Source organism: Nonomuraea harbinensis (assembly GCF_019396385.1).
GTDB classification, from domain to species: domain Bacteria; phylum Actinomycetota; class Actinomycetes; order Streptosporangiales; family Streptosporangiaceae; genus Nonomuraea; species Nonomuraea ferruginea.
Genome location: NZ_JAHKRN010000083.1, coordinates 1 through 26101, shown reverse-complemented (window position 1 = coordinate 26101; position 26101 = coordinate 1). Strand labels below are relative to the sequence as shown.

At 72.1% G+C, this 26101-nt stretch carries 26 protein-coding genes and 1 pseudogene; 12 read left to right on the top strand and 15 right to left on the bottom strand.

Going from position 1 to position 26101, the window contains the following annotated elements; all coding sequences use genetic code 11:
- The 9 genes from KME79_RS42515 to KME79_RS42475 form a co-directional block, all read right to left on the bottom strand.
- Nucleotides 1-388: ABC transporter permease (locus KME79_RS42515; protein WP_219551909.1), on the bottom strand; the 388-nt coding region annotated here is incomplete at its 3' end.
- Between the two features lie 26 nt (nucleotides 389-414).
- Nucleotides 415-2013 carry an ABC transporter substrate-binding protein gene (locus KME79_RS42510; protein ID WP_219551907.1) on the bottom strand — a complete coding sequence of 533 codons (1599 nt, stop codon included), beginning with the start codon at nucleotides 2011-2013 and terminating at the stop codon, nucleotides 415-417.
- A 79-nt stretch (nucleotides 2014-2092) separates the two neighbouring features.
- The gene (locus KME79_RS42505) at nucleotides 2093-3826 is read right to left on the bottom strand and encodes a hydantoinase B/oxoprolinase family protein (RefSeq protein ID WP_219551905.1); all 1734 of its coding nucleotides are present in this window, start codon (nucleotides 3824-3826) and stop codon (nucleotides 2093-2095) included.
- Nucleotides 3823-5874 carry a hydantoinase/oxoprolinase family protein gene (locus KME79_RS45960; protein WP_219551903.1) on the bottom strand — a complete coding sequence of 684 codons (2052 nt, stop codon included), beginning with the start codon at nucleotides 5872-5874 and terminating at the stop codon, nucleotides 3823-3825. Before KME79_RS45960 ends, KME79_RS42505 begins: the two co-directional genes overlap by 4 nt.
- Nucleotides 5871-7133: an amidohydrolase family protein gene (locus KME79_RS42495; RefSeq protein ID WP_219551901.1), complete on the bottom strand. Its 1263-nt coding sequence runs from the start codon at nucleotides 7131-7133 to the stop codon at nucleotides 5871-5873. The genes KME79_RS45960 and KME79_RS42495 overlap by 4 nt, the downstream gene beginning before the upstream one ends.
- A 34-nt stretch (nucleotides 7134-7167) precedes the next feature.
- Complete coding sequence (locus KME79_RS42490; RefSeq protein WP_219551899.1) at nucleotides 7168-8325, bottom strand: NAD(P)/FAD-dependent oxidoreductase; 1158 nt, start codon at nucleotides 8323-8325, stop codon at nucleotides 7168-7170.
- Nucleotides 8322-9722 carry an FAD/NAD(P)-dependent oxidoreductase gene (locus tag KME79_RS42485; RefSeq protein WP_308249248.1) on the bottom strand — a complete coding sequence of 467 codons (1401 nt, stop codon included), beginning with the start codon at nucleotides 9720-9722 and terminating at the stop codon, nucleotides 8322-8324. Before KME79_RS42485 ends, KME79_RS42490 begins: the two co-directional genes overlap by 4 nt.
- Nucleotides 9719-10006, bottom strand: a complete 288-nt coding sequence (locus tag KME79_RS42480; RefSeq protein ID WP_148031057.1) for a (2Fe-2S)-binding protein — start codon at nucleotides 10004-10006, stop codon at nucleotides 9719-9721. Before KME79_RS42480 ends, KME79_RS42485 begins: the two co-directional genes overlap by 4 nt.
- Nucleotides 10003-10950, bottom strand: a complete 948-nt coding sequence (locus KME79_RS42475) for a dihydrodipicolinate synthase family protein (protein ID WP_219551895.1) — start codon at nucleotides 10948-10950, stop codon at nucleotides 10003-10005. Before KME79_RS42475 ends, KME79_RS42480 begins: the two co-directional genes overlap by 4 nt.
- A gap of 196 nt (nucleotides 10951-11146) precedes the next feature.
- Between KME79_RS42475 and KME79_RS42470 the strand changes: the two genes are divergently transcribed.
- From KME79_RS42470 to KME79_RS42430, 9 genes are all read left to right on the top strand, one after another.
- Entirely contained in the window at nucleotides 11147-12220 is a 1074-nt protein-coding gene (locus KME79_RS42470; protein WP_219551893.1) for a LacI family DNA-binding transcriptional regulator, read from the top strand.
- Between the two features lie 571 nt (nucleotides 12221-12791).
- Complete coding sequence (locus tag KME79_RS42465) at nucleotides 12792-13139, top strand: histone-like nucleoid-structuring protein Lsr2 (RefSeq protein ID WP_148031054.1); 348 nt, start codon at nucleotides 12792-12794, stop codon at nucleotides 13137-13139.
- A gap of 208 nt (nucleotides 13140-13347) precedes the next feature.
- On the top strand, nucleotides 13348-13515 hold the full coding sequence (locus KME79_RS42460; RefSeq protein WP_187281114.1) for a hypothetical protein: 168 nt from the start codon (nucleotides 13348-13350) through the stop codon (nucleotides 13513-13515).
- 112 nt (nucleotides 13516-13627) lie between these two features.
- Nucleotides 13628-14308 (top strand): CBS domain-containing protein, encoded by a 681-nt coding sequence (locus tag KME79_RS42455; RefSeq protein WP_246641338.1) that lies wholly within the window; start codon nucleotides 13628-13630, stop codon nucleotides 14306-14308.
- Nucleotides 14293-14916, top strand: coding sequence for a CBS domain-containing protein (locus KME79_RS42450; protein WP_148031053.1), 624 nt, complete (start codon nucleotides 14293-14295; stop codon nucleotides 14914-14916). Before KME79_RS42455 ends, KME79_RS42450 begins: the two co-directional genes overlap by 16 nt.
- Nucleotides 14913-15605, top strand: coding sequence for a CBS domain-containing protein (locus KME79_RS42445; protein ID WP_219551891.1), 693 nt, complete (start codon nucleotides 14913-14915; stop codon nucleotides 15603-15605). The genes KME79_RS42450 and KME79_RS42445 overlap by 4 nt, the downstream gene beginning before the upstream one ends.
- A gap of 176 nt (nucleotides 15606-15781) precedes the next feature.
- A complete protein-coding gene (locus KME79_RS42440; RefSeq protein WP_219551889.1) occupies nucleotides 15782-16117 on the top strand; it encodes an ArsR/SmtB family transcription factor in 336 nt (111 codons plus the stop codon).
- Nucleotides 16110-16703, top strand: coding sequence for a TIGR03086 family metal-binding protein (locus tag KME79_RS42435; RefSeq protein ID WP_219551887.1), 594 nt, complete (start codon nucleotides 16110-16112; stop codon nucleotides 16701-16703). The genes KME79_RS42440 and KME79_RS42435 overlap by 8 nt, the downstream gene beginning before the upstream one ends.
- Nucleotides 16700-17182, top strand: coding sequence for an SRPBCC family protein (locus KME79_RS42430; protein WP_246641337.1), 483 nt, complete (start codon nucleotides 16700-16702; stop codon nucleotides 17180-17182). Before KME79_RS42435 ends, KME79_RS42430 begins: the two co-directional genes overlap by 4 nt.
- 72 nt (nucleotides 17183-17254) lie before the next feature.
- Here KME79_RS42430 and KME79_RS42425 read toward each other — a convergent pair whose 3' ends face one another.
- The 3 genes from KME79_RS42425 to KME79_RS42415 form a co-directional block, all read right to left on the bottom strand.
- Nucleotides 17255-17686, bottom strand: a complete 432-nt coding sequence (locus KME79_RS42425) for a rhodanese-like domain-containing protein (RefSeq protein WP_187281112.1) — start codon at nucleotides 17684-17686, stop codon at nucleotides 17255-17257.
- Complete coding sequence (locus tag KME79_RS42420) at nucleotides 17683-18195, bottom strand: cysteine dioxygenase (RefSeq protein WP_271279154.1); 513 nt, start codon at nucleotides 18193-18195, stop codon at nucleotides 17683-17685. Before KME79_RS42420 ends, KME79_RS42425 begins: the two co-directional genes overlap by 4 nt.
- A gap of 137 nt (nucleotides 18196-18332) precedes the next feature.
- Nucleotides 18333-18854, bottom strand: coding sequence for a MarR family winged helix-turn-helix transcriptional regulator (locus KME79_RS42415; protein WP_219551883.1), 522 nt, complete (start codon nucleotides 18852-18854; stop codon nucleotides 18333-18335).
- Nucleotides 18855-18892: 38 nt separating this feature from the next.
- On the opposite strand from KME79_RS42415, the gene KME79_RS42410 reads away from it, so the two are divergent.
- The 3 genes from KME79_RS42410 to KME79_RS42400 all read left to right on the top strand — a co-directional run bounded on the left by KME79_RS42410 (nucleotide 18893) and on the right by KME79_RS42400 (nucleotide 23708).
- On the top strand, nucleotides 18893-19864 hold the full coding sequence (locus KME79_RS42410; protein WP_246641336.1) for a DMT family transporter: 972 nt from the start codon (nucleotides 18893-18895) through the stop codon (nucleotides 19862-19864).
- Between the two features lie 220 nt (nucleotides 19865-20084).
- Nucleotides 20085-20810, top strand: coding sequence for a class I SAM-dependent methyltransferase (locus KME79_RS42405; protein ID WP_219551881.1), 726 nt, complete (start codon nucleotides 20085-20087; stop codon nucleotides 20808-20810).
- Nucleotides 20811-21653: 843 nt separating this feature from the next.
- On the top strand, nucleotides 21654-23708 hold the full coding sequence (locus tag KME79_RS42400) for a S9 family peptidase (protein ID WP_219551879.1): 2055 nt from the start codon (nucleotides 21654-21656) through the stop codon (nucleotides 23706-23708).
- 34 nt (nucleotides 23709-23742) lie between these two features.
- Here KME79_RS42400 and KME79_RS46740 read toward each other — a convergent pair.
- The 3 genes and pseudogenes from KME79_RS46740 to KME79_RS42385 all read right to left on the bottom strand — a co-directional run.
- Nucleotides 23743-24537 (bottom strand): annotated as a pseudogene (locus tag KME79_RS46740) (alpha-L-rhamnosidase N-terminal domain-containing protein); the annotation flags it as partial.
- Nucleotide 24538: 1 nt separating this feature from the next.
- On the bottom strand, nucleotides 24539-25366 hold the full coding sequence (locus KME79_RS42390; RefSeq protein WP_148031042.1) for a carbohydrate ABC transporter permease: 828 nt from the start codon (nucleotides 25364-25366) through the stop codon (nucleotides 24539-24541).
- Nucleotides 25363-26101 (bottom strand): carbohydrate ABC transporter permease (locus KME79_RS42385; protein ID WP_219551877.1); only part of this gene is annotated, 739 nt, incomplete at its 5' end. The genes KME79_RS42390 and KME79_RS42385, both read right to left, overlap by 4 nt.

The window sequence follows — 26101 nt, the reverse complement described above, 5'->3', positions numbered from 1 at the left end:
CGTCCGCCGCCCGGCCGCTCCGCCAGGCGGCGTACGTCCCCAGCGGCACCGCCACCACGATGTTGATCACCATGGCGGCGAGCACCAGTTCCAGCGAGGAGGGCAGCATGGCCGCGACATCCTCCAGCACCGGGCGCTGGGTGAACACCGACGTCCCGATGTCTCCCTGGAACAGCCGGCCCATGTAGGCCAGGAACTGGTCCCACACCGGCTGGTCCAGGCCCAGCCGGGCGGCGACGGCGGCCACCTGCTCGGCTGTCGCGTTGCGCCCGGCGGCGGCGCGGGCCGGGTCGCCGGGCAGCACCTGGGTCATCAGGAACGTGACGACGGCCAGGCCGACCAGCACGACGACGCTCGTGACGAGCCGCCGGAGCAGCAAACGGGCCATGCGGGGGTCCCTCCTCGTACCGCGGCTCAGCCGACCTGGATCTTGTAGACGTCCACGGTCTGGTGGTGGGCCGGCTGGTAGGTGTAGCCGGTCAGGCCCTGGCGCAGGACCGTCACGTACTGCGAGTTCGCCAGGTTGACGGCGTAGTGGTCGGCGGCGATGAGCTTCTGGGCCTCGCTGTACGCGGCGCACCGCTCGGCCTCGTCGGTCGCCTGCTGGCCCTGCTCGGTGAGCTTGTCGACCTCGGCGTTGTCGTAGCCGCCGCTGTTCAGCCCGCCGTTGGCGAAGCTGGAGTGGAACTGCAGGTACAGCACCGCGTCCGGGTCCGGGTACGGCGGGAAGCCGTAGATCATGCCGAGGTCCGGCGTGGTCTCGTTGGTCTTCAGCCGCTCGACGTACTGCGGGTAGGTGATGGCCTCCAGGTTCAGCTTGACGCCGATCTCGGACAGGTTGGACTGCAGCAGCGTGGCGGCCTGCTCCATCTCCGCCGTGGCCTTCAGGTACGTCATGGTGAGCGTGACGCCGCTCAGCCCGGCGTCGGCCAGGATCTGCTTGGCCTTGGCCACGTCCCTGACCGGCTGCGGCGTGGTCTCGTCGAAGCAGGTCATGCCGCTGGGCAGGACGCCGACGGCCTTCTTGCCGGCTCCCTTGAGGATGGCGCTAATGTGCTGGTCGTAGTCGTAGGCGTGCGCGATCGCCTCACGCAGTTTCGGGTTCGACACCGCCGAGTCCTTCATCTTGAAGAACACGTACAGCTGGACGTTGGTGTCGGCCTTGTCGACCGTGAACCCGGAGCCCTCCATCCCGGCCCAGTCGGTGGGCGCGATGTCCATCGCGATGTCGATGTCACCCGAGGCCAGCGCCGTCTTCTGGGTCGCGGCCTGCGGGAGGTAGCGGAACACCACGTCCTTGGCCTGGTTGGTGAACCCGCCCCAGTAGCCGTCGTAGCGGGTGAAGCGCGCCTCCTGGTTGGCGGTGTAGCCGGCCAGCTTGTACGGGCCGGACCCGGCGTCGTTGGTGGCCAGCCACTTCTGGCCGTCGTCGTCGCCGGCGTTGGCCGTCACGAGCTTGGAGTTGAGCAGGTAGACGCGGGTGAGCGCGGAGGCGAACGGCGCGTTCGGCTGCTTGAGGTTGATCCGCACGTGGGTGTCGTCCACGACCTCGGTGGAGTCGTAGGCGCTCACCAGGGACGCGACGCCGATGCCGAGCCGGGCGACGCGGTCGAGCGTGTACTTCACGTCGGCGGCCGTCAGCTTGGCGCCGTCGTGGAAGGTCACGTCGTCACGCAGCGTCAGGTCGAGCGCGGTGCCCTTCTCGTCGAACTTCCACTCCGTGGCGACCGACGGCGACAGCTCGTTGCCCTCGTACCGCAGCAGCGTGTCGTAGGCCGGGACGGACACCTCGTCCACGGTGGAGTTGTCCGCCTGGACGGGGTCGAAGGTCGCCGGAGGCTCGTTCTCGGCGATGATCAGCGTCTGCTTGCGCGCGTCCGCGCCTGCCCCGGTGGAGCCGGCGCCGCCGCCGCACGCCGCGAGGGCGAGGGAGGCGGCCAGGGCGGCCGCGACCAGACGCAGGGGACGGACCCGGCGGGACGGTCCCGCTGATGGGGGGATGCGGTGGTGCATGGATCTTCTACCCTTCATGAGTACGCCGTTGCGGCGAACACCTGCTTCCGGCCACGGCGCCTTGCCGTGTCCCACGTGGTCAGGACTCCGGGGCGGCCGTTCGCGCCGCTCTGGCCGGCGTGGGCCGCCAGGCTCCGGAGTCGTCCACGACGACGCCGTAGACCCGCTCCGCCGCCTCCGCGCTGACGTAGCCGTCGAGCACGTCGGCGACCACGGCGGCCGGGTCGCGGTCGAGCGGGTCGCCGTACCCGCCGCCGCCCGCGGTGCGGTTGACGAAGCGGTCCCCCGCCCGCATCGCCGCCCGGTACATGCCGACCCGCTTGGCCCGGTCGGTGCCCGGCCACAGCACCATCTCGCTGGGCTCGGGCTCGTGGCCGCCGTCCAGCGCCCAGGGGCGGGTCTTGCTCTTCTTCTTCATCGAGAGCACCTCGCCGTCGGCGAGGTAGCGGACCTGCCGCAGCACGCCCACGCCGCCGCGGAAGCGGCCCGCCCCGCAGGAGTCGGGGATCAGCTCCAGCCGCTCGTGGAACACGGTCGACTTGTGCTCCAGCACCTCGATCGGGGTGTTGCGGACCACGCTCTGCGAGGGGTGCTGCTGGGCGTTGGCGCCGTCGCGGTCCTTGCGCGCGCCCCAGCCGATGCCCTCGTTGTTGCTGATGACGAAGTCGGCGCCGGTGCGCGGGTCGTTGCCGAGCGCCATGAAGCCCGGCTCGTCGCCGCCGGAGGAGGCCGGGATGGTGTCGAGCACCTGGGCCAGGGCCTTGTGCAGCAGCTCGAAGGCGACGATGGCGCTCCACTGGGTGAACGTCGCCACCGGATACTGCGCGTTGAAGAAGTTGCCGGGGTCGGCCACGACGGACAGCGCCCGGTAGTGCCCGGCGTTGGACGGCTCGTCCGCGCTGGTCAGCTCCTTGAACGTGGCCTTGGCCAGGCTCTCGGTGGCGCCGATGGGCAGGTTGACCGGGCCCAGCACGGCGCCGTCGGAGCCGTTGAAGTCGACCTCCATGTGGTCGCCGTCGATGGTGACCTTGACTTCCATCCGGATCAGGTCGTCGGTGATGCCGTCGTCGTCGCAGTAGTCCACGGCGGTCCAGGAGCCGTCGGGCAGCGCGGCCACGGCCTTGCGGGCGACCCGCTCGCCGTGCTCGATGAGCTGACGGATGGCCTGGTCCACGGTCTCGCCGCCGAACTTCTCCCACACCTGGGCCAGCCGGTTCTCGCCGGTGCGCAGCGCCGCGAGCTGGGCGTGGAAGTCGCCGATGGTCAGGTCGGGCAGCCGGGAGTTGAACCGGATCAGCTCGATGATGTCCCGCACCGGCTCGCCACCGCTCACGATCTTCGTGCCGGGGAAGATCAGGCCTTCCTGGTGCATGTCGGTCGAGTCCAGGACGTAGCCGGGGGCCTTGGCGCCCAGGTCCATCCAGTGGGCGCGGACCGCCAGGTAGGCCGCGGGGCCGTCGTGCCCGTCCCGGAACACCGGGGCGAACAGCATCGCGTCGTAGGAGTGCGCGCCGCTCCAGTACGGATAGTTCAGCAGGTAGACGTCGCCGGGCGCGAGGTTCTCGCGGCCGACGTACTCCACGCCCTTGACGATGGCGTAGTCGTTGGCACCCAGGAACGAGGTGATGCCGGCCGCCTCGGCGGTCAGGTCCAGGTCGGCGTTGTAGATCGAGATGCCGAAGTCCAGCACCTCGTAGATGACCGGGTTGAACGCCGCCCTGACCAGGGTGCGGCGCATCTGCTCGCCCACCGAGACCAGGTAGTTCCTGATCACCTCGACGGTCGCGCCGTCCAGCCGCTCGCCCGTGCTCATGCCTGGCCTCCCGTGATCACCAGTTGCCCGTATCGGTCGACGGTGAGCCGCTGGTCTCCGAAGATGACCGTGGTGGAGGTGCCTTCCTCCACGATGGCCGGCCCGCTCACCTCGTGGCCGGCGCCCAGGGTGGCCCGCGCGTACACCGGGAACGGGACCGTCTCGCCCGTCGCGACGTCGAACGCCGGGCGCTCGGCGATCGGCTCGGGGGTGGCGGTCCCGGCCGGCGGCAGCTCGCGCAGGCCCGGCTTGGCCAGCCGGCCGACCGCGCGCACCCGCAGCGTCAGGATCTGGCCCGGCTCCGGCATCGCGTGGCCGTAGCGGGCCTCGTGCTGCTCGCTGAAGCGGGCGAGCACGGACGCCGCGGTGTCGCCCGGCACCAGGTCGATGCCGAGGCTGTGCTCCTGGCCGTGGTAGCGCACGTCCAGGCGGCGGATCAGGGTGCGGTCCTCGGGCTTGACGCCCTGGGCGGACAGCACCTCCTCGCCCTGCCCTTCCAGTTCGGCGAACGTGTCCTCCACCGCGGCCAGCGTCTCGTCGGTCAGCGGGCGCAGGACCGTGGTGGCGAACTCGTACTCCAGGTCCGACATCAGCATGCCGAAGGCGGAGAACGCGGCCGGGACCTGCGGCACGATCGTGGTGGCGATGCCCATCTCGCGGGCCAGCATGGGCGCCAGCAGCGGCCCCGCCCCGCCGAACGCGAGCAGCGCGAACTCCCTCGGGTCCAGCGCCCGCTCGACCGTGATCTCGCGCAGCGCGCCGACCGTACGGGCCAGCAGGACCTGGAAGACGCTCGCCGCCGCCTTGGTGACGTCGACGCCGAGAGGCTCGGCCAGCTCGGTCCGCACGGCGGCGCGGGCGGCGTCGGCGTCGATGGTCATGTCGCCGTCCAGGAACCCGGAGGGGTCCAGGTAGCCGAGGACCAGCGCCACGTCGGTGACGGTCGGCTCGGTGCCTCCGGCGCGGTACGCCACCGGTCCGGGCACCGCGCCCGCGCTGTGCGGGCCGACCTTGAGCAGGCCCTCGTCGATCCAGGCGATCGAGCCGCCGCCCGCGCCCACGGTGCGGATGTCGAAGATCGGGATGAGCAGCGGGAAGCCGTCGATGGCGGCCTCGTGCACCTCGCCGGGCTCGCCGTCCTCGATCACGCAGCAGTCCAGGCTGGTGCCGCCCACGTCGAAGGTGATCACCTTCGGCAGGTTCTGCTCGCGGGCCAGGAAGGAGGCGCCGACCACGCCGCCCGCGGGCCCGGACAGCACGGTCATCAGCGGCGCCTGCCGGGCCAGCTCGGAGGTCATCGCGCCGCCGCCCGAGCGCATGATGTGCAGCGGGTGGGTCAGCCCGGAGTCGTTCAGCCGCGACTCCAGGGTGGCGATGTAGTCGTTCAGCACCGGCCGGATGTAGGCGTCGAGGGTGACCGTGCTGGTCCGCTCGTACTCGCGGTACTCGCGGGTGATGTCGGTGGAGGTCGAGACCGACACCTCGGGGTACGCCTCGCGCAGGATGCGCGCCGCCAGCCGCTCGTGCTCGGGGTTGGCGTAGGAGTGCAGGAAGCAGATGGCCAGCGAGCGCAGGCCGTGCTCCTCCACCAGCACCCGGCCCGCCTCGCGCACCGCGTCCTCGTCCAGCGGCTCGATCACCGTGCCCTGGGCGTCGACGCGGCCGGGCACGCCGGCGCGGTGCCGGCGCGGGACGAGGGGCGGCGGCGGGGCGTAGGAGAAGTCGTACATGTACTGGGAGGGCACGTTCGCGCGGGCGATCTCCAGCAGGTCGCGGAAGCCCTCGTTGGTGATGATCCCGACGTCGGCGCCGCGCCGCTGGAGGATGGCGTTCAGGCCCAGCGTGGTGCCGTGGACGAACGCCTCCACGTCGTCCAGCCGGTCGGCGAGCCCGCCGACCGCGTCGAGGACGCCGCGTGCCGGGGCGTCGGGGGTGGTGGAGGCCTTGTGCAGCCGCAGTTCGCCGGTGGCGTCGTCGTAGGAGATGGCGTCGACGAAGGTGCCGCCGATGTCGACGGCGAAGCGGGTGCGGCCGGAGTCCTGGCTCACTGTGCGCCCTCCGTGGCGTGGTGGTCGGGTACGGCGGGCAGGTCGTCGCGGACGACCCGCCCGGCCTGCATGACGAAGGTGATCCGGCGCAGCGCCGACAGGTCGCTCAGCGGGTCGCGCTCGGTGACGATCAGGTCGGCGAGGTGGCCCTCCTCCACGACGCCCGCCTGCCCTTCGAGGCCGGTCAGGCGGGCCGCGTCGAGGGTGCCCGAGCGCAGCGCCTGGTGGGTGTCGAGCCCGGCCTCGGCCAGGAACTCCATCTCACGGACCGCGACCACGGTGTCCTCGATCGGCGCGCCGGGCGGGTAGTCGGTGCCGGCCAGGAAGGTGATCCCGGGCTTCTCCGGGTCGGTCGGGTCGGCGACGCCGGCCGCGATGGCGGTGCGGATGCTGGCGAGATGCCCGGGTCCGACCTCCAGCGCCCGCTCGATCTGCCACGGGGTGAAGGCGTGCTCGGCCATCCAGTCGGGGCAGCGGGTCACGCACAGCGTCGGGGTCAGGTAGACCCGCTGCGCCGCCATCTGCCTGGCGGTGGCCTCGTCGAGGTCGTAGGCGTGCTCGTAGCCGCGCACCCCGGCGGTGAGCGCCTCGCGGATGGCCGAGCCCGCGCCGGCGTGCGCGGTCACGTACGTGCCGTGCTCGTCGGCGGCGCGGACCACGGCGCGCATCTCGTCGACGGTCATCTGCGCGCCGTTGAACGATTCGCCCTGGTGGGCGATGCCGCCGGTGATGAAGATCTTGATGAGGTCGGCCCCGGCGGCCAGTTCCGTGCGGGCGGCGCGCAGGAAGGCGTCGTAGCCGTCGGCGTAGGCGCAGCCGCTGCCCTGCCCGTGGCCGCCGGTCGTGGAGATCGCCCGGCCGGCGCCCACGATCCGCGGAGCCTCCACCCAGCCCTGGCCGGCGGCGGTGCGGACGAGGAGGTCGGCGCGGTTCTGCTCGTGCACGGTCCGGATCGTGGTGACTCCCGCGTACAGCGCCTCGCGAGCTCTGGACAGCGCGCGCAGAGCCGTGATGCCGGGGTTCTCCGACTCGTCGTTGTCCGAGAACGGGTAGACCACCGACAGGTGGGTGTGCACCGAGATCAGCCCGGGCAGCAGGTAGCGTCCGCCCAGGGGCACGGTGCGCGCTCCGGCGGGCGGGGCGTCGGTGGTGATCCGTTCGATCCGGCCGTCGCGTACGACGACGTTGGTGTCCCGCCGGATCGATCCGGATCGCACGTCCACGACGTGACCGCCGGACAGCCACACGGGCTCGGTCACGGGCGCTCGCCCGTCTATCGCTGTCACCGTTTCCTCATCTCTTCTTCTCGGGGAGGTTGTGCATGAGCCGATCCGGCCCCAGGTCGGAGACGTCCACGGGCGGCTCCGCACCGGCCACGAGGCAGCGCAGGGTCTCGGCCCACAAGGGGGCGAAGGTGAAGGCGTACGTGCCGCCCGCGACGAGGAACCCCGGCCTGCCCGGCACCTCGCCGATCACCGGCATCTCGTCGGGCGTGGCCGCGAGCGGCCCGGCCCACGCCCGCAGCAGCCGCAGCCGGCGGACGAACGGCAGGATCCGCACGGCCAGGGCCAGGTTGCCCACCATGCTGTCCACGCCCGCGTCGCTGCGGCCGTCGAGGTTCAGCCGGCGGGCCGGCCAGCCGCCGCCGACCAGCAGGTTGCCCGCGTTGACCTGTTTGACCGACAGTCCTTCGCCGATGTGCTGGACCAGGTGCGGCAGGCCCGACGAGCAGCGCACGGTGGCGTGCATCTGGATCGCCACCGGGGCCACGTCGAGCGCGACCCCGGTCAGGGCGGCGATCTTGTGCAGCCACGGCCCGGCCACGTCGATCACCACAGGGGTCTCGATCTCCCGCGCACCGGCGCGCACCCGCCACGAGCCGCCCTCGCGGGCGATCGCGGTGACCGGCGCGAACGGCACCACCTCGGCGCCGTGCCGCACCGCGTCGTCCAGGTAGGCCGGGGTGACCTTCAGCGGGTTGGCGTAGCCGTCGTGCGGGCACCAGGTGGCGGCGGCGACGGTCGGCCCGAGCTGCGGCAGGGCGTCGCGGGCCGCGTCGCCGCCGAGGATCTCCGTCTTGATCCCGGCCGCGTTCTCCCAGGCCTGCTTGTCGTACAGCTCCTGGACCTGCTCGGGGGTCTCGGCGACGGTGAACCCGCCGCTGCGGCGCAGCTCGACCGAGGCGCCCAGGTCGTCCTCGACGGTCTCCCACAGGTCGCTCGCGGCGCGCTGCAGCGGCGCGAACCGGGCGCTGTCCAGGGGGACGGCCTGGCCGGGCCGCCGGGTGTGCACCGCCTGCACGTGCAGGTTCCCGGCGGTGGTGCCGGAACCCTCACGTCCGGGGGCGCCGCGTTCCAGCACCACGACCCGGTGGCCGTCGCGGGCCAGCCTGCTCGCCGCCGACGCGCCCAGCACGCCGGCGCCGACGATCACCACGTCCGCCGTCCTCATGCCGGCTCCCCTTCGCCGGCCATCTCCAGCAGCGTGGCCACCGGCACGGGGCGGACCGGGAGGCGGGACGGGAAGACCCCCGCGGGCAGCCCGTCCGCCGGGGACACCCGGGTCACGGCGGTGACGGCGAAGCCGCACTCCCGGCCCTGGCACGGTCCCATGCCGGCGCGGGTCCACGCCTTGGCGGCGTTCACGTCGCGGCCGGCGGTCCTGGCGATCCCGCGGACCTCTCCGGCGGAGACGGCCTCGCAGCGGCAGAGCGTGGCGGCGTCCGGCAGCGCGGACGGCAGCAGCCGCGCCAGCTCGGCCGGAGCCGGGTAGAGCGCGTCGGTCAGCCGCTTGAAGTGCGCGAGGCGGCGACCGGCCGCGGCCAGCCCGCGCACCTCGCCGGCGCGGGGTTCGTGCCCCTCGCGGCCCAGGATGTCGAGCGCGGCGGCGAGGCCGCGGACCTCCGCGACGGGCGCGCCGCCGATCCCCGCCGCCTCGCCGATGACGTACACGTCGTCGCGCGAGGAGCGCCCCGAGTCGTCGAGCTCCGGTGTCGCGTCCCCCGTCGCCGGATCGGTGCGCACCGCGCAGCCGAGCATCCTGGCCAGGTCGGTCTGCGGGCGGAAGCCGTACCCGACGCAGAGCGCGTCCACCTGGACCGTCCGCACCGGCCGGGTGGGCGCGGTGGCGGCGGCCAGCGTCACGGAGGTGATCCGGTCGCCTCCGTCGGCGCGCACCACCACGGTGTTCTGCCAGAGCGGCACGCGTGCCCGGGCCAGTCGCGCGGCGTATCCGGCCAGCTCACGCAAGCGCGCGGGATGCCGTACGGTCCCGAGCGCGCGGGTGCTGGGCCGGTACGGACGGCCGGCCTCGGCGATCCCGGCGACCGTCACGCCGAGGTCCAGCAGCGAGCAGGCCACCGGCAGCAGGAACGGTCCAGAGCCGGCCAGCACGACCCGCTCGCCGATCGGCGTGTGGTCGGCGGCGGCCAGATGCTGGGCGAAGCCGGGCGTGGTCACGCCGGGCAGCTGCCAGCCGGGGAAGGGAAAGGGGCGCTCGTGGGCGCCGGTGGCGATGATCAGGTAGCGGCCGCGCAGCCGCACGGGGCGCTCCGCGGGGTCGCAGACCAGCAGTGTGCGCCCATCGTCGCCGACGCCCCAGACCAGGTGGCCGGTGCGGCACTCGACGCCGGCCGCGCGCACGGCGCCGACCAGGCGCCCGCCCTCGGGGCGGTGGTCGCCCCAGACGCGGGCGACCTCGGGGGCGGGCCGCCTGAAGTACTGGCCGCCCAGCTCCGCCTGCTCGTCGACGACGGTGACGCTCAGCCCGGCGGCGGCCAGCCGGTGCGCGGCGGCGAGCCCGGCGGGGCCGCCTCCGACGATCACCACGTCGCGCTCGTGGACGGTCACGCCCGCTCCTCCTCGGTCTCGACGCGCATGCCGGGGCGTACCGGGGTCAGGCAGGCCCGCACGCCGGGCCGGCCGTCCACCGTCACCTCGCATTCGAGGCAGACGCCCATGCCGCAGAACGGGCCGCGCGGCTCCTCGCTGACCGGGTTGTAGCGGAAGGTCCAGGTGCGGTCGCCGACGAGCGCCGCCGCGAGGCTGACGCCCTCGACGACGCTGACCGGCCGGCCGTCCACGTGGATCGTGACCGTGCGCGGCGGCGTCCCGATGACGGCCTTCGCTCTCATGCCCGGGCTCCCGCCGCGGCCTTCAGGCCGGATTCGGTCAGGACGGCGTCGATCGCCCGCAGCGTCGCCTCGTCCTCGATCGGCAGGAGCGGCGGGCGGACGTGCCCGCCGGGCTGGCCGAGCAGGTTCATCGCGGCCTTGAGCTGGGCGATGGGCGTGCCGTAGACGCCGCTGTAGTCCGGGTTGATGAGCCGGGACGACAGCGCGCCGTAGCGGCCGGCCCACTCGCGGGCGGCCTGACGGTCGCCCGCGGCGACCGCCTCGTAGTAGGGGACGGCGAACGGGGCTCCCATGCCGCCGCCGTCGATGTTGCCGTCGCCGCCGATCTCCATGAGCACGGCCAGGCCGCGCCGGTGCAGGAAGCTGCCGAAGACGCGCACCCGGTCGCTGACCGCCTCGACGGTGCCGAGCATCCGCAGCCAGTCGCCGGTGCTGTCCTTGATGGCCACCACGTTGTCGAGCGCCGCCAGCCGCTCGGCCAGGCCCGGATGGGCGGAGATGTCCACGGCGACCCCGCGCGGCCAGTTGTAGACCATGAACGGCAGCGCGGTGGCGGAGCTGATGCGGTCGTAGTAGTCCACGATCTCGTCGGGGCCCGGGTGCACGTACGGCGGCGGCGTGGCGAGCACGCCGTCGGCGCCGGCGGTGGCGGCGTGGCGGGCCAGGCCGATCGCCTCGTCCGGCGTGTAGGCGGTGATGCCGGCGACCACGGGGAAGCGCCCGGCGACCTCCTCCGCCGCGATCTCGACGACCCGCCGGCGCTCGTCCGGGCTCTGGCTGAACCACTCGCCGGTGCTCCCGTTGACCAGGACCCCGTGCACGCGCTGCTCGGCGTAGAGGCGCAGCAGCGCGCGCCACGCGTCCTCGTCGAGGCGCCCGTCGGCGGTGAAGGGAGTGGGAGCGGCAGGCCAGTAGCCGTGCCAGGTGACGTCGTCGCGGTCCATGCGGTTCTTCGACCTCTAAAAAGTTGGAATGGGATCGATTGCATAAGGTTGTAGCATCCGCCGGTTTCCGGTCAAGGGCGAAACCGGGTTTTTACCGGCGAAATCTCGGCGTTACATCGACGTACGAGTGATCTTCTGGAAGGATCACCGTGCACAATGGGATCGATCCCAAAGATCCACGCCAGGCAGGAGGACGATGCGGATCGGACTGAAGGAGGTCGCCGCGGAGGCGGGGGTGTCGCGCAGCACCGCCTCTCGCGCCCTCAGCGGCTCCCCGCTGATCTCCGCCGAGACACGAGCGGCCGTCGAGGAGGCGGCCGCCCGGCTCAACTACCGCCCCAACCGGCTGGCCGGCGCCCTGCGCACGCGGCAGTCCCACCTGGTGGGCCTGGTGCTCAACAACCTCATCAACGCGTCGTTCCACACGATCGCCGAGGTCGTCCAGCGGCGCGCCGCGGCCGAGGGATACCAGGTCGTGCTGGGCATCACCGACGCCGACCCGGCGCGGGAGAAGGCGTTCCTGCTCACCCTCGCCGCCCACGGTGTGGACGGCATCGTCATGATCGGTACGGGCAAGAACGGCGCGACCACCAACGCGCTGCGCGCCGAGGGCGTGGCGGTGGTCAACGTCATCCGCCGTCCGATCGACAGCGCCGCCCCGGCCGTGCTGGCCGCCGACCGGGAGGGCGCCCACGCGGCCACCGCCCACCTGCTCGACCTCGGTCACGAGCGCATCGGGTTCATCGGCGGCGAGCCGACGGCCAACTCCGGGCGGGAGCGGTTCGCCGGATACGAGCAGGCGCTGCGGGAACGCGGCCTCGACCCGGACGAGTCACTGATCGAGCGCGGCCCCTTCACCCCCGCCTTCGGCACCGAGGCCATCGCCCGGCTGCTGGGGCGCACGCCGCGGATGACCGCGCTGTTCGCCGCCAACCACGAGGCCGTGTTCGGGATCCTGCCCACGCTGGCGAGCACCGGCGTCGCCATCCCCGGCGACCTGTCGCTGGTGTGCTACGAGGACATCCCGTGGCTGCGCTACTGGTCCCCCGCCATCACGGTGGTCGACAACGGCGCCAGCGAGCTGGGCGAGCTGGCGATGAACCTCTTGCTGCACCAGCTGAAGCAGGCCCGGGGCGCGGAGAACGGCGAGACCCCCAACGGCCGCGCCTACCGGGTGGGCGCGCAGCTCATCCTCCGCGACTCCACCGCTCCCCGCGCGCGGGGCGGCGACCGCCCGTCGGGTCCCACCGCGGCGGCCGTCGAGGCGTAGAGATCGGGACCGAGCCGCGGGCGAGTTTTCGTCCGCGGCTCTGCTGTTCCATGCGCGCCGGCGCCGGTCTGGAACGTACCGAACGGCTTGGGCTACTGAATTCGATTTCGACAGCACGCGCTCATCGCGCCGATGCATGGGCCCGCATCCGGCGGCGAAACCGCCGTGAAGAAGCCTTTGCCGGGCCCCGCTCCGGGGGATCGGGGAAACCGGCGGACGGGCTTTTCTCAATACGGCCGGGAATCAGGCTGGCGGAAGAGATGCCGAGCTGATATAGACGCTGCACCGGGCATCCGCCGTTATCGGCTACGCACTGGTCACGCCGGGTGGGACGGACGGATCTGGCGCGCGGGACCGCCCGGCTCCCAAGCGCTCAGGACAACCTTCTCCCGCCATGAATCGGCTCGTTCTCCCGTCGGCATGCCAGCCCGCTCCGGATCGTTCAATGCGCGCCCCGGATGACTTCACGCTCCGGTCTCCGCGTTTCGCACGCACCATAGTCACGGGAGGACAACCCGTCTACTGAAGACCGCTACAGTAGACCGCAAGCCTATGACTATGGAGCTGCAGCATGGCTAAGCAGATTCGCGAGATTTACATTGACGACCTCGACGGAAGCCGGATGTCGTCCGAGAACGTCGTCAAGTTCGGCCTCGACGGCGTCGCCTATGAGATCGATCTGGGAGAGAAGAACGAAGAAGCGTTGCGCAAGGCGCTGTCGCCCTTCATCACCAAGGCTCGCCCGGTCAAGAGCGAGCGGGCCGGGCGCGGCCGTCGCGGGTCCGGCGGCGCCGCCCGCGCGCTGAGCCGGGAGAAGTCCGCCGAGATCCGGCAGTGGGCCAGGGCCCAGGGCCTGCCGGTGAGCGAGCGCGGCCGGATCGCCTCCTCGGTGGTGGAGAAGTACGAAGCCGCCCACTAGGGCGCTCCTGGCATCGCCCGAGAGGTGGCCGGCCGGCCACGGGCTCGGGCGAGCTTCAGGCCCCGGCGGGGCCGGAGCGGCGGCGGCCCACGGCGCGACGGCGCCGGCCACAGCCATAGGTCCCGGAAACCAGGGGCGTTCGCCGCTTCCCCCGGCCCGCCCGGGAAACCATCCTGACGGTGTCACGGCATGTGGAGGTGAACCGATCATGATCGGTGGACGCGTGATCATGGAAGCCCCGGCGATCGACGCCGAACTGCTGGCCCTGAAGAAGCGGGTCGACGACCTCGACGAACAGGTACGCACGCTGACGGCCGCCTGCCTCGCCCTCGCGCGCGCCGTCGAGAACGCGCCGCGCCGGACCCCGTCCGGCTGAGCGTCCGCCCCCGCGTGGCGCGCTGACCAACGACCGTCCGGCAGAGGACTTCCGGCCCTTCGATCCGCCTCCTCCATGAGGTGCGATGGATGGGACGACAAAGGAGACCCCGATGCGGATGACCGTCGCGGACGTGATGACGACCGAGGTCGTCTCCGTCACCGCCACCACCCCGTTCAAGGACATCGCGGAAGCGCTCATCACCGGCGGCATCAGCGCCGTCCCCGTCGTGGACGACGACCGCCACGTGATCGGCATGGTGTCCGAGGCCGACCTCCTGCGCAAGGAGGAGTTCAGGGAGCAGTTCTACCGTGAGGGCTACCGGCCGCCGCTCCGCGCCCGGCTGCGCAACCCCAAGGGACGGCAGAAGGCCGAGGGCGACACCGCCGCCGAGCTGATGACCGCGCCCGCGGTGGCCGTCTCCCCCCAGGCGTCGGCGGTCGAGGCCGCTCGCCTGATGGACGCGCACGACGTCAAGCGGCTGGCCGTCGTCGACCCCGACGGCCGGCTGGCGGGCGTCGTCAGCCGTCGCGACCTGGTCAAGCTGTTCCTGCGCGGCGACGAGGAGATCGCCGCCGAGGTCCGCGAGGACATCCTCGACCACGCGCTGTGGGTGGAGACCTCCGGCGTGCAGGTGGAGGTGTACCAGGGCGTCGTGACGCTGTCCGGCTGGATGGAGCGCCGCACCGAGGCCGCCATCGCCGTCCGGATGACCCGCCGCGTCAACGGCGTCGTCGATGTCATCGACAAGCTCACCTGGAAGCAGGACGACTCAGCGTGGGAGGGCAGGTAGCCATGCTGGTGCGCGAGGTCATGAGCAGCCCGGTGGTCACCGTCCGCGGCGCCGACCCGGTGCGGCGGGCCGTCCGGATCCTGCACGGCCACGACATCACCGCCGCTCCGGTCGTCGACGACGCGGGCCGCCTGGTCGGCGTGGTCAGCGAGCTGGATCTGCTGCGCGGGGAGTTCGAGCCCGACCCCCGCGCCACCGTGACGCCTGTCCCCCGGACGGACGGGCCGCCGCCGCACCGGGTGCACGAGGTGATGACCGGCGACGTCGTCACGGTCACCGAGACGACCGACGTCACCACCGCCGTCGACCTGATGGTGGGCAAGCGGATCAAGAGCCTGCCCGTGCTCCGCGGCAAGGAGATCGTCGGCATGGTCAGCCGCCGCGACCTGATGGCCATGCTCGCCCGTACCGACGACGAACTGCGCGCGGCGGTCGAGGCGGCGCTGCGCGAGCAGTATCCCTCCGGCCCGAGCTGGGACGTCACCGTGCGCGACGGCGTGGCCGAGCTCAGCGGGCCGCCCTCCGAGCACGCCGGTCAGATCGCCGGTCTGCTCGCCCGCACCGTGCCCGGCGTCGTCCGGGTCAAGCTCCTGAGGAGATCGCCATGACCGCCATCGTCGAGAACGTGATGACCACCGACGTCGCCGCCGTCAACCAGAACGCGTCCTTCCACACCGTGGCCGAACTGCTCATCAGCCGGGGCGTCAGCGGGGTCCCGGTCCTGGACGACGAGAACCGCGTGCTGGGCGTCGTCTCCGAGGACGACCTCCTGGCCAAGCACGAGTTCAAGCAGCTCTACTACGGCGAGGACTACCGGCCGCCGCTGCGGGCGCGCATCCGCCACGGCGCGGGCGCCGGGGGCAGCGGCTACCGCAAGTCGCTCGGCGAGACCGCCGGCGCGCTGATGACCAGCCCCGCCCGCGTCACCACCCCCGACACGCCGGTCGTGGCCGCGGCGCGCGTGATGGACCGCTACGGCGTCAAGCGGCTGCCCGTGGTCGACGCCGGCGGACGCCTGGTCGGCATCGTCAGCCGGCGCGACCTGATCAAGATCTTCCTGCGCCCTGACGAGGACATCGAGCGGCACGTACGGGAGATCGTCCGCGCCGGCGACCACGCCCTGGACGTCGCCGTCGCCGAGGGCGTGGTCACCCTGACCGGCACCCTGCCCGAGCACAGCCAGGCCGTCACCGCCGTCCGCCTGGCCGAGAATGTCGACGGCGTCGTCTCCGTCCGCGACGAGCTCAGCTGGAAGCACGACGACATCGCCGACGTGCCCATGTGGGGCGGCGCATGACACACGCGCCGGAGCGGACCACACCAGCACCGCGCCCGAACCTGTCACCACCGGCGACGCACGCCGACGGCGGAACCACGAAGGTCACAACCTTCGGCCGCCGCACGAGTCCTCGTTGACACCCGATCCGCCGATGCTGTATAAAACCAGGTGGTTATTGAACTTCTAGGTTATGGATGAGTGTGCTCGACGACACCTTCGCCGCCCTCGCAGATCCGACGCGCCGGGCGATCCTCGCCCGGCTCAGGTCTGGCGAGGCCACCGTGACAGAGCTCGCCCGCCCGTTCAACATGAGCCAGCCGGCGATCTCCAAGCACCTCAGAGTGCTCGAACGCGCCGGGCTCGTCTCCCGGAGCCGGGATGCGCAACGACGGCCCTGCCGGCTCCAGGCGGGTCCGCTCAAGGCCGCCACCGACTGGCTGGAGGGCTATAGCCGGTTCTGGGAGGACCGCTACCAGAACCTCGACGAACTGCTGGACGAACTCAAAGGTGAAGAGGCCGACGATGGGTGAGATCGCCGACCGCTACCGGCGGCGCGCGGACGCCTTCGACCGCAAGGTCGCGACCGTACGCCCTGATCAATGGAACAACCCATCCCCGTGCGAGAAGTGGACCGCCCGGGATGTGGTGCGGCACATCATCGACATGCACGGCGTGATACTGCGCCAGCTTGACCGCACGCCCAGCGCCGCGCCGTCCGTGGACGAGGATCCGGTCGCCGCGTTCCGTTCCGCGCGGGCCGACGTCGAGGCGATCCTGGACGACCCTCCGCTGGCGAGCCTTGAGTGTGAGACGCCCACCGGCAGCATGACGGCCGAGGAGCACATCGACAAGGTCCCGAGCGCCGATCTTCCGCTGCACGGATGGGACCTCGCCCGAGCCACCGGCCAGGACGACACGATGGACCCCGCCGATGTGGAATACCACTGGTCGGCCATCACCGCGCTGCCGGCGGACCTCCTGGAGAAGTACCGCACGCCCGGCGCGTTCGGTCCGGGCGTGGAGGTGTTCGGCCCGGAGGTGCCGATCGAGGAGGACGCCCCGCCGCAGGACCGGCTGCTCGCCCTCATCGGCCGCGATCCGCGGTGGTCCGCATGACGGCTGGGGTCACCGTTCTGACGCCTTCCGACCGGACTGTGGTGATGCTGCGGGTCTTCACCGCCCCTCGCCATCTGGTCTTCGACGCCTGGACCCAACCTTCGCTGCTGGTCAAGTGGTACGGCGCGCACGGCTGGAACCTGGTCGTGGCCGAGGTCGATCTCCGTCTCGGCGGCGAGTGGCGCTTCGTCTGGGATGGGCCAGACGGCGCCTCGATGTCCTCCGGCGGGGTCTACCGGGAGATCGATCCGCCCGCCCGCCTCGCTTACACGGAGTCCTTCGACGACCACTGGTATCCGGGCGAGTCGCTGGTCAGCCACGACTTCACCGAACAGGACGACAGGACGACGCTGACCACCACCATGCTGTTCGATTCGCGGCACACCCGCGATCTCGTCGTCTCCTCCCCCATGGCCCGTGGTGTGGCCGAGGGCTTCGACCGACTTGATGCAGTGCTGTCCCCAAGACGTGCATCCTGATGCATTCGTACTCGGCACAAGGCCGGCATGATCATGTGGCGGCTGTCCTATGTCACGCCGCCACACCCAAGATCACGACCTCCGGCTGCCGTACCAGGCCGCGGTGCCGCCGGTCGTGGGCAGGCCGGCCGCGCGCCAGGCGTGGAAGCCGCCGACGACGTCGGTGGCCTTGGTCAGGCCGAGCTCGTGCAGCGAGGCGGCGGCCAGGCTGGAGGTGTAGCCCTCCGAGCACAGGACGATGATCTCGACGTCGTAGCCGGTCGCCACCGGCAGCCTGGCCTCTCCCGCGGGGTCGAAGCGCCATTCGAGCACGTTGCGTTCGACGACGAGCGCGCCCGGCACCTCACCCTCGTCCGCCCGCTGGGCCGCCGGGCGGATGTCGACGATGAGCGCCCCGGCGAGGGACCGGGTGTGCGCCTCGGCGGGCGGCAGCCGGCGCAGCAGCCTCCGCCTGTCGTCGAGGATCTGGTCGATCGTGCGCGCGCCGGGCGGCGGTCCCGTCACCACTGCTCCGCCGTCTCCTCCACCAGCTTGACCAGGCCGTGGTCCGTGAGCTCGTAGCGGTTCATCGTGGACAGCGGAGGCGAGTAGACGTGCACGCTGACCGCTGGCGCGGCGGAGCCGTTGTGGACCTCGTGCACGTAGCCGGGGCCGAACGCGCGGGCCTCACCGGGGGCGAGGTCGCGTTCGGCGGTCAGGTCGTGCTCCCGGAGGGTGCCGAGGGCGACGGCGAAGGCGCCCCGCGAGCCGCCGTGGTCGTGGAAGCCGGTCGTCTGCCCGGGGAGCCAGCTGATCAGCCAGACCTCGTGGTCGTCGTCCTGGTGGAGTCGCTCGTACCAGCGCTCCCCGGTGTTCAGCCGCACGCGCCCCACCCACGCGTCGAGGTCGGCGGCGATGGCGCGGGCCCTGCTCTCCAGGCTGGGACGGGCGGGCGCGGATGTCGTCACGGTCATGTCGGTGTTCCTGATCTGGTCGATGCCGGTCGTCGTCACGCGGATGCGGGCGCCGTACACAGCGCGCTCGCCTGCCGTCCGAGATCGACGGGCAGGTCTGACCAGAGAAGGGACCCGGAGTGCATGCGTCACAGGTTGGCCGAAATTCCCCACTAAGTCAACCTGGAATTAAGGGTTTTGCCGCGAAGGCCCGCACGTCAACGGCCGGTGTCGTCCCGGCGTGGCGTCTCGAAGCAGGCGAGCCAGGTGGCCAGCAGCGACTCCAGCTGGGCGGCCTCCTCGGGCGGCAGGCAGTCGAGCAGCCGGCGTTCGTTGCGCATGTGCTCGGTGAACGCCTCGTCGATCAGCTCCCGGCCGGCGGCGGTCAGGGCGACGACCCGGCCGCGCCCGTCGCTCGCGCTGCGGCGGCGGGTGACCAGCCCCGCGCGTTCGAGCCGGTCGATGCGTTTGCTCATCGCCCCCGTGGTGACCATGGTGTGCGCGGCCAGCTCGCCGGGCGCGCGCTCGAAGGGTTCGCCGGCGCGCCGCAGCGTGGCGAGCACGTCGAACTCCCCCTCCGCCAGCCCGTAACGGCGGTAGACCGCGCAGAGCTGCTCGGTCAGATGTCCGGCGAGGCGGTGGAGGCGCCCGATCACGCCCTGCGGCCGCACGTCCAGGTCGGGCCGCTCGCGGGCCCACGCTCGCTGGATCCTGGCCACGTGGTCCGAATACTCGCTCATGGTTCCAATATATCTTCCCGGGAAGTTATATTGCTTCCATGGAAGCTACCTTCCGCTGGCTGCCCGTCACCGCGATCGCGCCCGTGGCGTGGGGCGCGACCTACTACGTCACCCAGCAGTTCCTGCCGGCCGACCATCCCATGTACGGCGCCGCGATCCGGGCGCTGCCCGCGGGCCTGCTGCTCCTCCTCGTCCGCAGGAGACTGCCCCGGGGATCGTGGTGGTGGAAGTCGGCGGTGCTCGGCACGCTCAACATGGGCGCCTTCTTCGCCCTGGTCTACCTGGCGGCGCAGACGCTCCCCACCAGCGTCGCCTCCACCATCATGGCGACCTCCCCCATGGTGATGATGCTGTTCGCCTGGGCCGCCCTGTCCGAACGGCCCCGGGTGACCCATCTCGCCGGGGCGTGCGTCGGGATCGCGGGCGTCGGCCTGATGCTGCTGGAGGACATGGGAGCGGCCGGTCTCACCGGCATCCTCGCCTCCGTCTCCGCCATGACGATGTCGTCCCTGGGATACGTGCTCGCCAAGCGGTGGAGCGGCGACGTCGACGTCTTCTCCCTCACGTCGTGGCAGCTCATCGCGGGTGGCGCCGCGCTGGTGCCCGTCGCGGTCGCGGTCGAGGGCGCACCGCCGCCGCTGGACGGGCCCGCGCTGCTCGGCTTCGGTTACGTCACGGTCATCGCGACCGCGCTCGCCTTCGCGGCCTGGTTCGCGGGGCTGCGCCACCTGAGCGCCGGCACGGTCGGGCTCATCGGGCTGCTCAACCCGGTGACGGGAGTCCTCCTCGGTACGGTGCTCGCCGGCGAGACGCTGACCGGCCGGCAGATCTTCGGGCTCGTCCTGGTCTTCCTCGGCATCCTCCTGGGACAACCCATCGCGGCCCGCCTCACCAGACGCCCCCCGGACCGGAAACCGGCGGATCATGCCCCGTGGCGGGTCGCGGAGAAGGATCCGCCGGGCGGTGAGGCCCCGCGGCAGGTCGCAGAGAAGGGCGCCCCCGGGCGATGACGCACCCCGGGAGGTCGCGGAGAAGCGGCTGCCGGGCGATGACGCATCGCGGCACGTCGCGGAGAAGGGGGTCGCCGGGCGGTGACGTCACGGAGAAGCGTGCCATGCGCTGCCGGTCCGCACGTAACGGCGGCGGAAGCGGAAGGCGCTTTCGGCGGTTGCCCGCCGTTTCGGGGCGGGTGTTCGAACGCGACGTCGGCGGGCGAAGTACCCTGGGCCGATGTTCTCGCCTCAGGGTCCGTCGCTGCGTGAACTGGTGGTCCAGGCGCTGTCCTCGGTGGAGCGGGGTTACGACCTGCTGGCCCCGAAGTTCGACCACACGCCTTTCCGCACCCCCGACAGCGTCCTCGACGCCACGGCCGACGTGCTGCGCCCGCTCGGGCCGTTCGGTCAGGCGCTGGACGTGTGCTGCGGCACCGGCGCGGGCATGCGGGTCCTCGCGCCCCTGTGCCGAGGGCCGATCACGGGCGTCGACTTCAGCGCCGGCATGCTCGCGCGGGCGCGCCGGACGCACCCGGACGCCGCGTGGGTCCAGGCCGACGCCCGGGCCCTGCCCTTCGCCGGGTCCTTCGACCTCGCGGTCAGCTTCGGGGCGCTCGGGCACTTCCTGCCCGCCGAACGGCCGGCGCTCTTCGCCGGGGTGCGTCGCGCGCTGCGGCCCGGCGGGCTCTTCGCCTTCCCCATCGGCGCGCCGCCACCCGTCACGTCGGGCATGTACTGGGCGATGCTCGGGTTCGACCTCGCCATGCGGGCCCGGAACGCGCTGTGGCGCCCGCCGTTCGTCATGTACTACAACACCTGCCCGCTGAGCGCGGTCCGCGCCGAGCTGGCGGCGGCCGGGTTCACCGTGACGACGGCCCCCTTGACGGCTCTGGGCCGGCGCGAGGACGGCAGCCCGCGGTGCCTCCTCGTCCTCGCCCACACGATCAACCACCCGGCACCGTAAGCATCCAGCACCGTCCGCGAACTTCCGCCCTGGGTGGAGGCCGCCCGGCACCGTGAAGGTTCCGTACCGTACGCGAACCCCCGCCCTGGGGTGGTGGAGGCTGCCCGGCGCTGTGAGTAATCGGTACCGTACGCGGGCTTCGATCTGGGTTCGTGGGGAGGACGCCCGGCGCCGTGGGGGTCCGGTCCGTACGCGGACCCCCGCCCTGGAGGCCGCCCGCCACCGTGAAGGTTCCATACCGTACGCGAACTCCTTCCGGGTTCGTGGGGGAGGCCGCCCGGCACCGTGAGGGTCCGGTCCGTACGCGAGCCCCCGCTGGAGGCCGCCCGCCACCGTGAAGGTTCCATACCGTACGCGAACTCCTTCCGGGTTCGTGGGGAGGCCGCCCGGCACCGTGAGGGTCCGGTCCGTACGCGAACCCCCACCCTGGGTGGAGGCCGCCCGCCACCGTGAAGGTCCGGCACCGTACGTGAGCTTCCGAGCTGGGGTTGTGGAGGCGGACCGGGTTGCCGTACAGCCGGATCTCCGCGAGCAGGGTCGGCGCGAGGTGCGGGTCGATCTCGTCGATCAAGTCCGGTTCGAGAAGCTGAGCGCCGATGCCGGGCGAGAACGCCCCGAGGTTCCTTCCGCCTGCCCGATCCGGGCCGCCTCGGACGCGCCGTGACGACGTGGCCGCGCCGTAACGAGGGTCGCGCCGTAACGAGGGGTCGCGCCCGTAACGACGGGACCGCACCGTAACGACGGGGCCGCGCCGTGACGACGTAACCGCAGGGTGGCGGGAAGGGCGGTCGGCGCTGGTTTATGCGGTTGCGTACGGCTCGGCGGGCGTGCCTATGATCCCCCATGCCTCCCCTCACGCTTCCTCGTCAGCATGCCCGTACGGCCCGGTTCAAGCTCGGCGTCCCCAGGGACTTCACGATCTCGCCGGACGGCGCCCGGGTGGTGTTCCTCAGGTCCTCGGGCGGTGACGACCCGGTCAACCGGCTGTGGACGCTGACCCTGGCCACCGGGCAGGAGCGGCTGCTCGTGGACCCCGGCACGCCGGGCGGAACGTTGCCGGAGGCGGAGCGCGCCCGCAGGGAACGCACCCGCGAGCGCGCGAGCGGCATCGTCGCCTACGCCACCGACGCCGCCGTCACCAAGGCCGTCTACGCGCTCGACGGCGCGCTCCACACCGTCGACCTGCTGACCGGTGAGGTCACCCCGCTCGGCACGACCGGATCCGACCCGCGGCTCGACCCGGCCGGGCAGCGCGTCGCCCACGTGTCCGACGGCGCCCTGCACCTCGACGGCAAGCCGCTGCTGACGCCCGATGGTCCCGAGGTGACCTGGGGGCTGCCCGAGCACGTGGCGGCCGAGTCGATGGCCCGCCACCGGGGCTACTGGTGGTCGCCCGACGGCACCCGCCTGCTGGTGGCGCGGGTGGACAACGCCCGGGTGAGCAGGTGGCACCTGTCCGAGCCCGCCGATCCTGGCAGGCCCTCCAGGACCATGGCCTATCCGGCGGCCGGCACCGACAACGCCGACGTGACGCTCTGGCTGACCACGCCGGCCGGGGAGCGTACCGAGGTGGTCTGGGACAGGGCGGCGTTCGAGTACGTCGCGGCGGTGTCGTGGACCGGGCAGGGGCTGCTGATCCTGGTGCAGAGCCGCGACCAGCGCACCACCCGCCTCCTGGAGGCCGACCCCGGGACGGGCGCGACCACGCTGGTGCGCGAGGACGCCGACGACGCCTGGCTGACTCTGGTGCCCGGCACCCCCGCCCGCACGGCGGCCGGTGAGCTGGTCTGGACGGTGGACCGCGACGACACCCGCCGGCTGATGGTCGGGGACGACCTGGTCACGCCGCCGGGCCTGCAGGTGCTGCGGATCCTGGCGGTGGACGGCGACACCGTGCTCGCGCAGTGCTGCGGCGACGAGCCGACGGAACGCCACCTTTACAGCTACTCCAGGGCCGCGGGGCTGACCAGGGTCACCTCCGAGCCGGGAGTGCACACCGGAACGCGCGCCGGCGGCGTCACCCTGGTCGTCAGCCGCACTCTGGAGGAGCACGGGACCCGCGTCACGGTGACCGGCGGAGGGGCGGTCACGCCGATCGTCTCGAACGGCGCGACCCCGGTCGTGCGCCCCCGGGTGGATCTGGTGTCGCTGGGCGAACGTGAGCTGCGCGGCGCGATCGTGTTCCCGTCCGGGCACGTGCCGGGCTCGCGGCGGCTGCCGGTCCTGCTCAGCCCGTACGCCGGGCCGGGCGGCGCCCTGGTGCTGCGCGGGCTGGACGACTACGCGGTCGCGCAGTGGTTCGCCGACCAGGGCTTCGCCGTGCTGGTCGTGGACGGGCGCGGCACGCCGGGGCGCGGACCGGCCTGGGAGCGGGCCGTCCACCTCGACAAGCTGAGCGCGGCGCTGGAGGACCAGGCCGACGCGCTGCGGGCGGCCGCGAGCCGCTTCCCCGACCTGGACCTGGACCGGGTGGCGATCCGCGGCTGGTCGTACGGCGGTTATCTGGCCGCCGCGGCCGTGCTGCGCCACCCCGACGTCTTCCACGCCGCCGTCGCGGGCGCGCCGGTCACCGACGCCCGCCTTTACGACACCCACTGGCAGGAACGCTACCTCGGCCATCCCGACCGGAACCCCGAGGCGTACGACCGCAGCTCCCTGATCGCCGACGCCCCGAACCTGCGCCGCCCGCTCATGCTCGTGCACGGCCTGGCCGACGACAACGTCTTCGCCGCGCACACCCTGCGGCTGTCCGCCGCGCTGCTGGCCGCGGGCCGCCCGCACACCGTCCTGCCGCTGTCGGGCGTCTCCCACATGACCGCCCAGGAGCAGGTCGCCGAGAACCTGCTCCTGCTGGAGCTGGACTTCCTGCGCCGGGCGCTCGGCCCGGAGCCCAGCTGATCACGCCCAGCGGAAGACGTGCCGTCCGGCTCCCACCTCGACGGGGGTCCGGGTCAGGGGGCAGGCGGACGGCGGCGGTGGTGTTCGCCGGCACCACCACGACGAGTTCCGTCTGGTCCCCGGTCCGCTCCCAGCCGGCCTCGGCCCGGCCGTACGGGGTGTCGAGCGTGGCGCGGGCGCGGGTGAGGCCGCCGCCGGGAAGCAGGCGCGCGTCGTGGCACTCGCCGTCGTAGAGGCTCGCGGCGGTGACCGGGCCGGGCGCGCACCGCCAGGCGCCGTCGGTGGCGGCGGTGTCCGTGGTGCCGTCGGAGTAGGTGATCTCCAGCTGGGCGATCAGGGCGGTCCGGTCCCCGTAGACGGCGGACCTGCCCCCGGCGAAGCCGACGCGGCCCCGGTACCAGCCGTCGGCGAGGGTGGCGCCGATCGTGTTGGCGCCCTCCTCCAGCAGGCCGGTCACGTCGTGGGTGCGGTAGCGCAGCCGGTGGTGGTAGCTGCTCCAGCCGGGGGCGAGCACGTCGTCGCCCACGACCCGGCCGTTCATCTCGACTTCGTACGTGCCGTGCGCGGTGACGTACAGGCGGGCCCGCTCGGCGGGACCGCGCCGCTCGCGCGAGCCCAGCTCCGGTCCTGGCCAGGGCACGAGCACCGACTCCCCCGACGCGACGACGCCGGTGCGGGTGCCGTCGCTGAGCTCGATCTCGTAGGCCCGCTGCAGCCAGCCGAGGATGTCGGTCCGGATGATCCACGACAGGCGCGGGGCGCGTTCCCCGATGCCGAGAGGGTCCCGATGGTGTTCGAAGGTCACCGGTTCGACGTGCGGAGAGGTCATGTCATCCCTTGATGGCGCCGGCGGTCATGCCGGCCACGATCTTGCGGTTGAAGAAGACGAAGGCCAGCAGCGGCGGGATCGTGATCAGGACGATGTCCATGAACAGCAGGTTCCACTGGGTGCTGTACTGGCTCTGGAAGTTGTAGAGGGTGACCTGCACGGTGGCGTTGTCGTCGCCGGGCAGGAAGTAGAGCGGGTTGACGAAGTCGTTGAAGACGGCCACGGACGAGGTCAGCACGACCGTGATGGTGACCGGCCGGAGCAGCGGGAAGATCACCCGGAAGAACAGCCGCGCCCCGTGGCAGCCGTCGATCTGGGCCGCCTCGTCCAGCTCGCGCGGGATCGCCGCGATGAACGCCCTGAACAACAGCATCGCGAACGACAGCCCGTAGGCGACCTCGACCAGGATCAGCCCCGGCAGGGTCTTGAACAGGCCCAGTGCCTGCAGCAGCCAGATGGTGGGCACGATCGCGGGCGGGATGATCAGCCCGGACAGCACCAGGAAGTCGACCAGCGTCCCTACCTTGCCGGCGCGGCGCTGCAGCACGAACGCGGCCATGGCGGCGAAGAACACGATCAGCGCGACCGAGGCGACGGTGAGGACGGTGGAGTTGACGAAGGCGCGCAGCAGCACGTAGTCGCGCGCCTGGACGACCTCGACGAGGTTGTCCACCACCCGCCAGTCGACCGGCCAGGCGAAGTCCAGATCGGCGGCCTGCGCCGGGTCCTTGACCGCGGTCAGCAGCATGAACGAGAACGGCACCAGGAAGATCACGGTGGCCAGGACCAGCGCGATCGTGTCGGCGCCGTACCTCCTGAAGGTCCTCATACGGCGACCTGCCTCTTGCCCAGGACGTAGGTGAGCGGGACGACGATGGCGGTGACGATGAGGAACAGCAGCACGTTGCCGGCGGTCGACAGGCCGAAGAAGCCCGCCTGATACTGCTTGTAGATGATCGAGGCGATGACGTCGCTGGTGAAGCCGGGACCGCCCCGCGTCATCGTCCAGATGAGGTCGAACGACCGCAGGCCGCCGATGAACGACAGGATGATCACCGAGTAGGTGGCGGGCCAGGACAGCGGCAGCGTCACGTGCCGGAACCGGTGCCAGGCGCCGCCCCCGTCGACCTCGACCGCCTGGTAGTAGTCGCGCGGGATCGACATGATCCCCGCGATGTAGATGACGGTGGCCAGGCCCACCCCCTTCCACACGTCGACCAGCGCGACCGACAGCAGCGCGGTCGTGGCGTCGCCGAGCCAGTCGGCGCCGTCGACGCCGGCCAGCGCGAGGGCCTTGTTCACCAGGCCGGTGTCCGGGCGCAGCAGCGCGCTGAAGGTGATGCCGACCGCCACGGTGGAGACCAGGACCGGGAAGAACACCACCGCGCGCAGGAAGCCGCGCAGCCGCAGCCTGGACGTGAGCAGCACGCCCAGCAGCAGGCCGAGCACCACCTTCAGCCCGCTGGTGACCACGGCGTAGACGATCGTGTTCCGGAAGCCGACGCGCAGGTTCTGCTCGGCGAAGAAGTCGCGGAAGTTGTCCAGGCCGACGAACTCGCTGTCG

Coding starts and splice junctions, on each gene's coding strand:
- KME79_RS42510 (WP_219551907.1), bottom strand. CDS start 2,013: ATGCACCACCGCATCCCCCCATCAGCGGGACCGTCCCGCCGGGTCCGT.
- KME79_RS42505 (WP_219551905.1), bottom strand. CDS start 3,826: ATGAGCACGGGCGAGCGGCTGGACGGCGCGACCGTCGAGGTGATCAGG.
- KME79_RS42490 (WP_219551899.1), bottom strand. CDS start 8,325: ATGAGGACGGCGGACGTGGTGATCGTCGGCGCCGGCGTGCTGGGCGCG.
- KME79_RS42480 (WP_148031057.1), bottom strand. CDS start 10,006: ATGAGAGCGAAGGCCGTCATCGGGACGCCGCCGCGCACGGTCACGATC.
- KME79_RS42475 (WP_219551895.1), bottom strand. CDS start 10,950: ATGGACCGCGACGACGTCACCTGGCACGGCTACTGGCCTGCCGCTCCC.
- KME79_RS42470 (WP_219551893.1), top strand. CDS start 11,147: ATGCGGATCGGACTGAAGGAGGTCGCCGCGGAGGCGGGGGTGTCGCGC.
- KME79_RS42465 (WP_148031054.1), top strand. CDS start 12,792: ATGGCTAAGCAGATTCGCGAGATTTACATTGACGACCTCGACGGAAGC.
- KME79_RS42460 (WP_187281114.1), top strand. CDS start 13,348: ATGATCGGTGGACGCGTGATCATGGAAGCCCCGGCGATCGACGCCGAA.
- KME79_RS42455 (WP_246641338.1), top strand. CDS start 13,628: ATGCGGATGACCGTCGCGGACGTGATGACGACCGAGGTCGTCTCCGTC.
- KME79_RS42445 (WP_219551891.1), top strand. CDS start 14,913: ATGACCGCCATCGTCGAGAACGTGATGACCACCGACGTCGCCGCCGTC.
- KME79_RS42440 (WP_219551889.1), top strand. CDS start 15,782: ATGAGTGTGCTCGACGACACCTTCGCCGCCCTCGCAGATCCGACGCGC.
- KME79_RS42435 (WP_219551887.1), top strand. CDS start 16,110: ATGGGTGAGATCGCCGACCGCTACCGGCGGCGCGCGGACGCCTTCGAC.
- KME79_RS42430 (WP_246641337.1), top strand. CDS start 16,700: ATGACGGCTGGGGTCACCGTTCTGACGCCTTCCGACCGGACTGTGGTG.
- KME79_RS42415 (WP_219551883.1), bottom strand. CDS start 18,854: ATGAGCGAGTATTCGGACCACGTGGCCAGGATCCAGCGAGCGTGGGCC.
- KME79_RS42410 (WP_246641336.1), top strand. CDS start 18,893: ATGGAAGCTACCTTCCGCTGGCTGCCCGTCACCGCGATCGCGCCCGTG.
- KME79_RS42405 (WP_219551881.1), top strand. CDS start 20,085: ATGTTCTCGCCTCAGGGTCCGTCGCTGCGTGAACTGGTGGTCCAGGCG.
- KME79_RS42400 (WP_219551879.1), top strand. CDS start 21,654: ATGCCTCCCCTCACGCTTCCTCGTCAGCATGCCCGTACGGCCCGGTTC.
- KME79_RS42390 (WP_148031042.1), bottom strand. CDS start 25,366: ATGAGGACCTTCAGGAGGTACGGCGCCGACACGATCGCGCTGGTCCTG.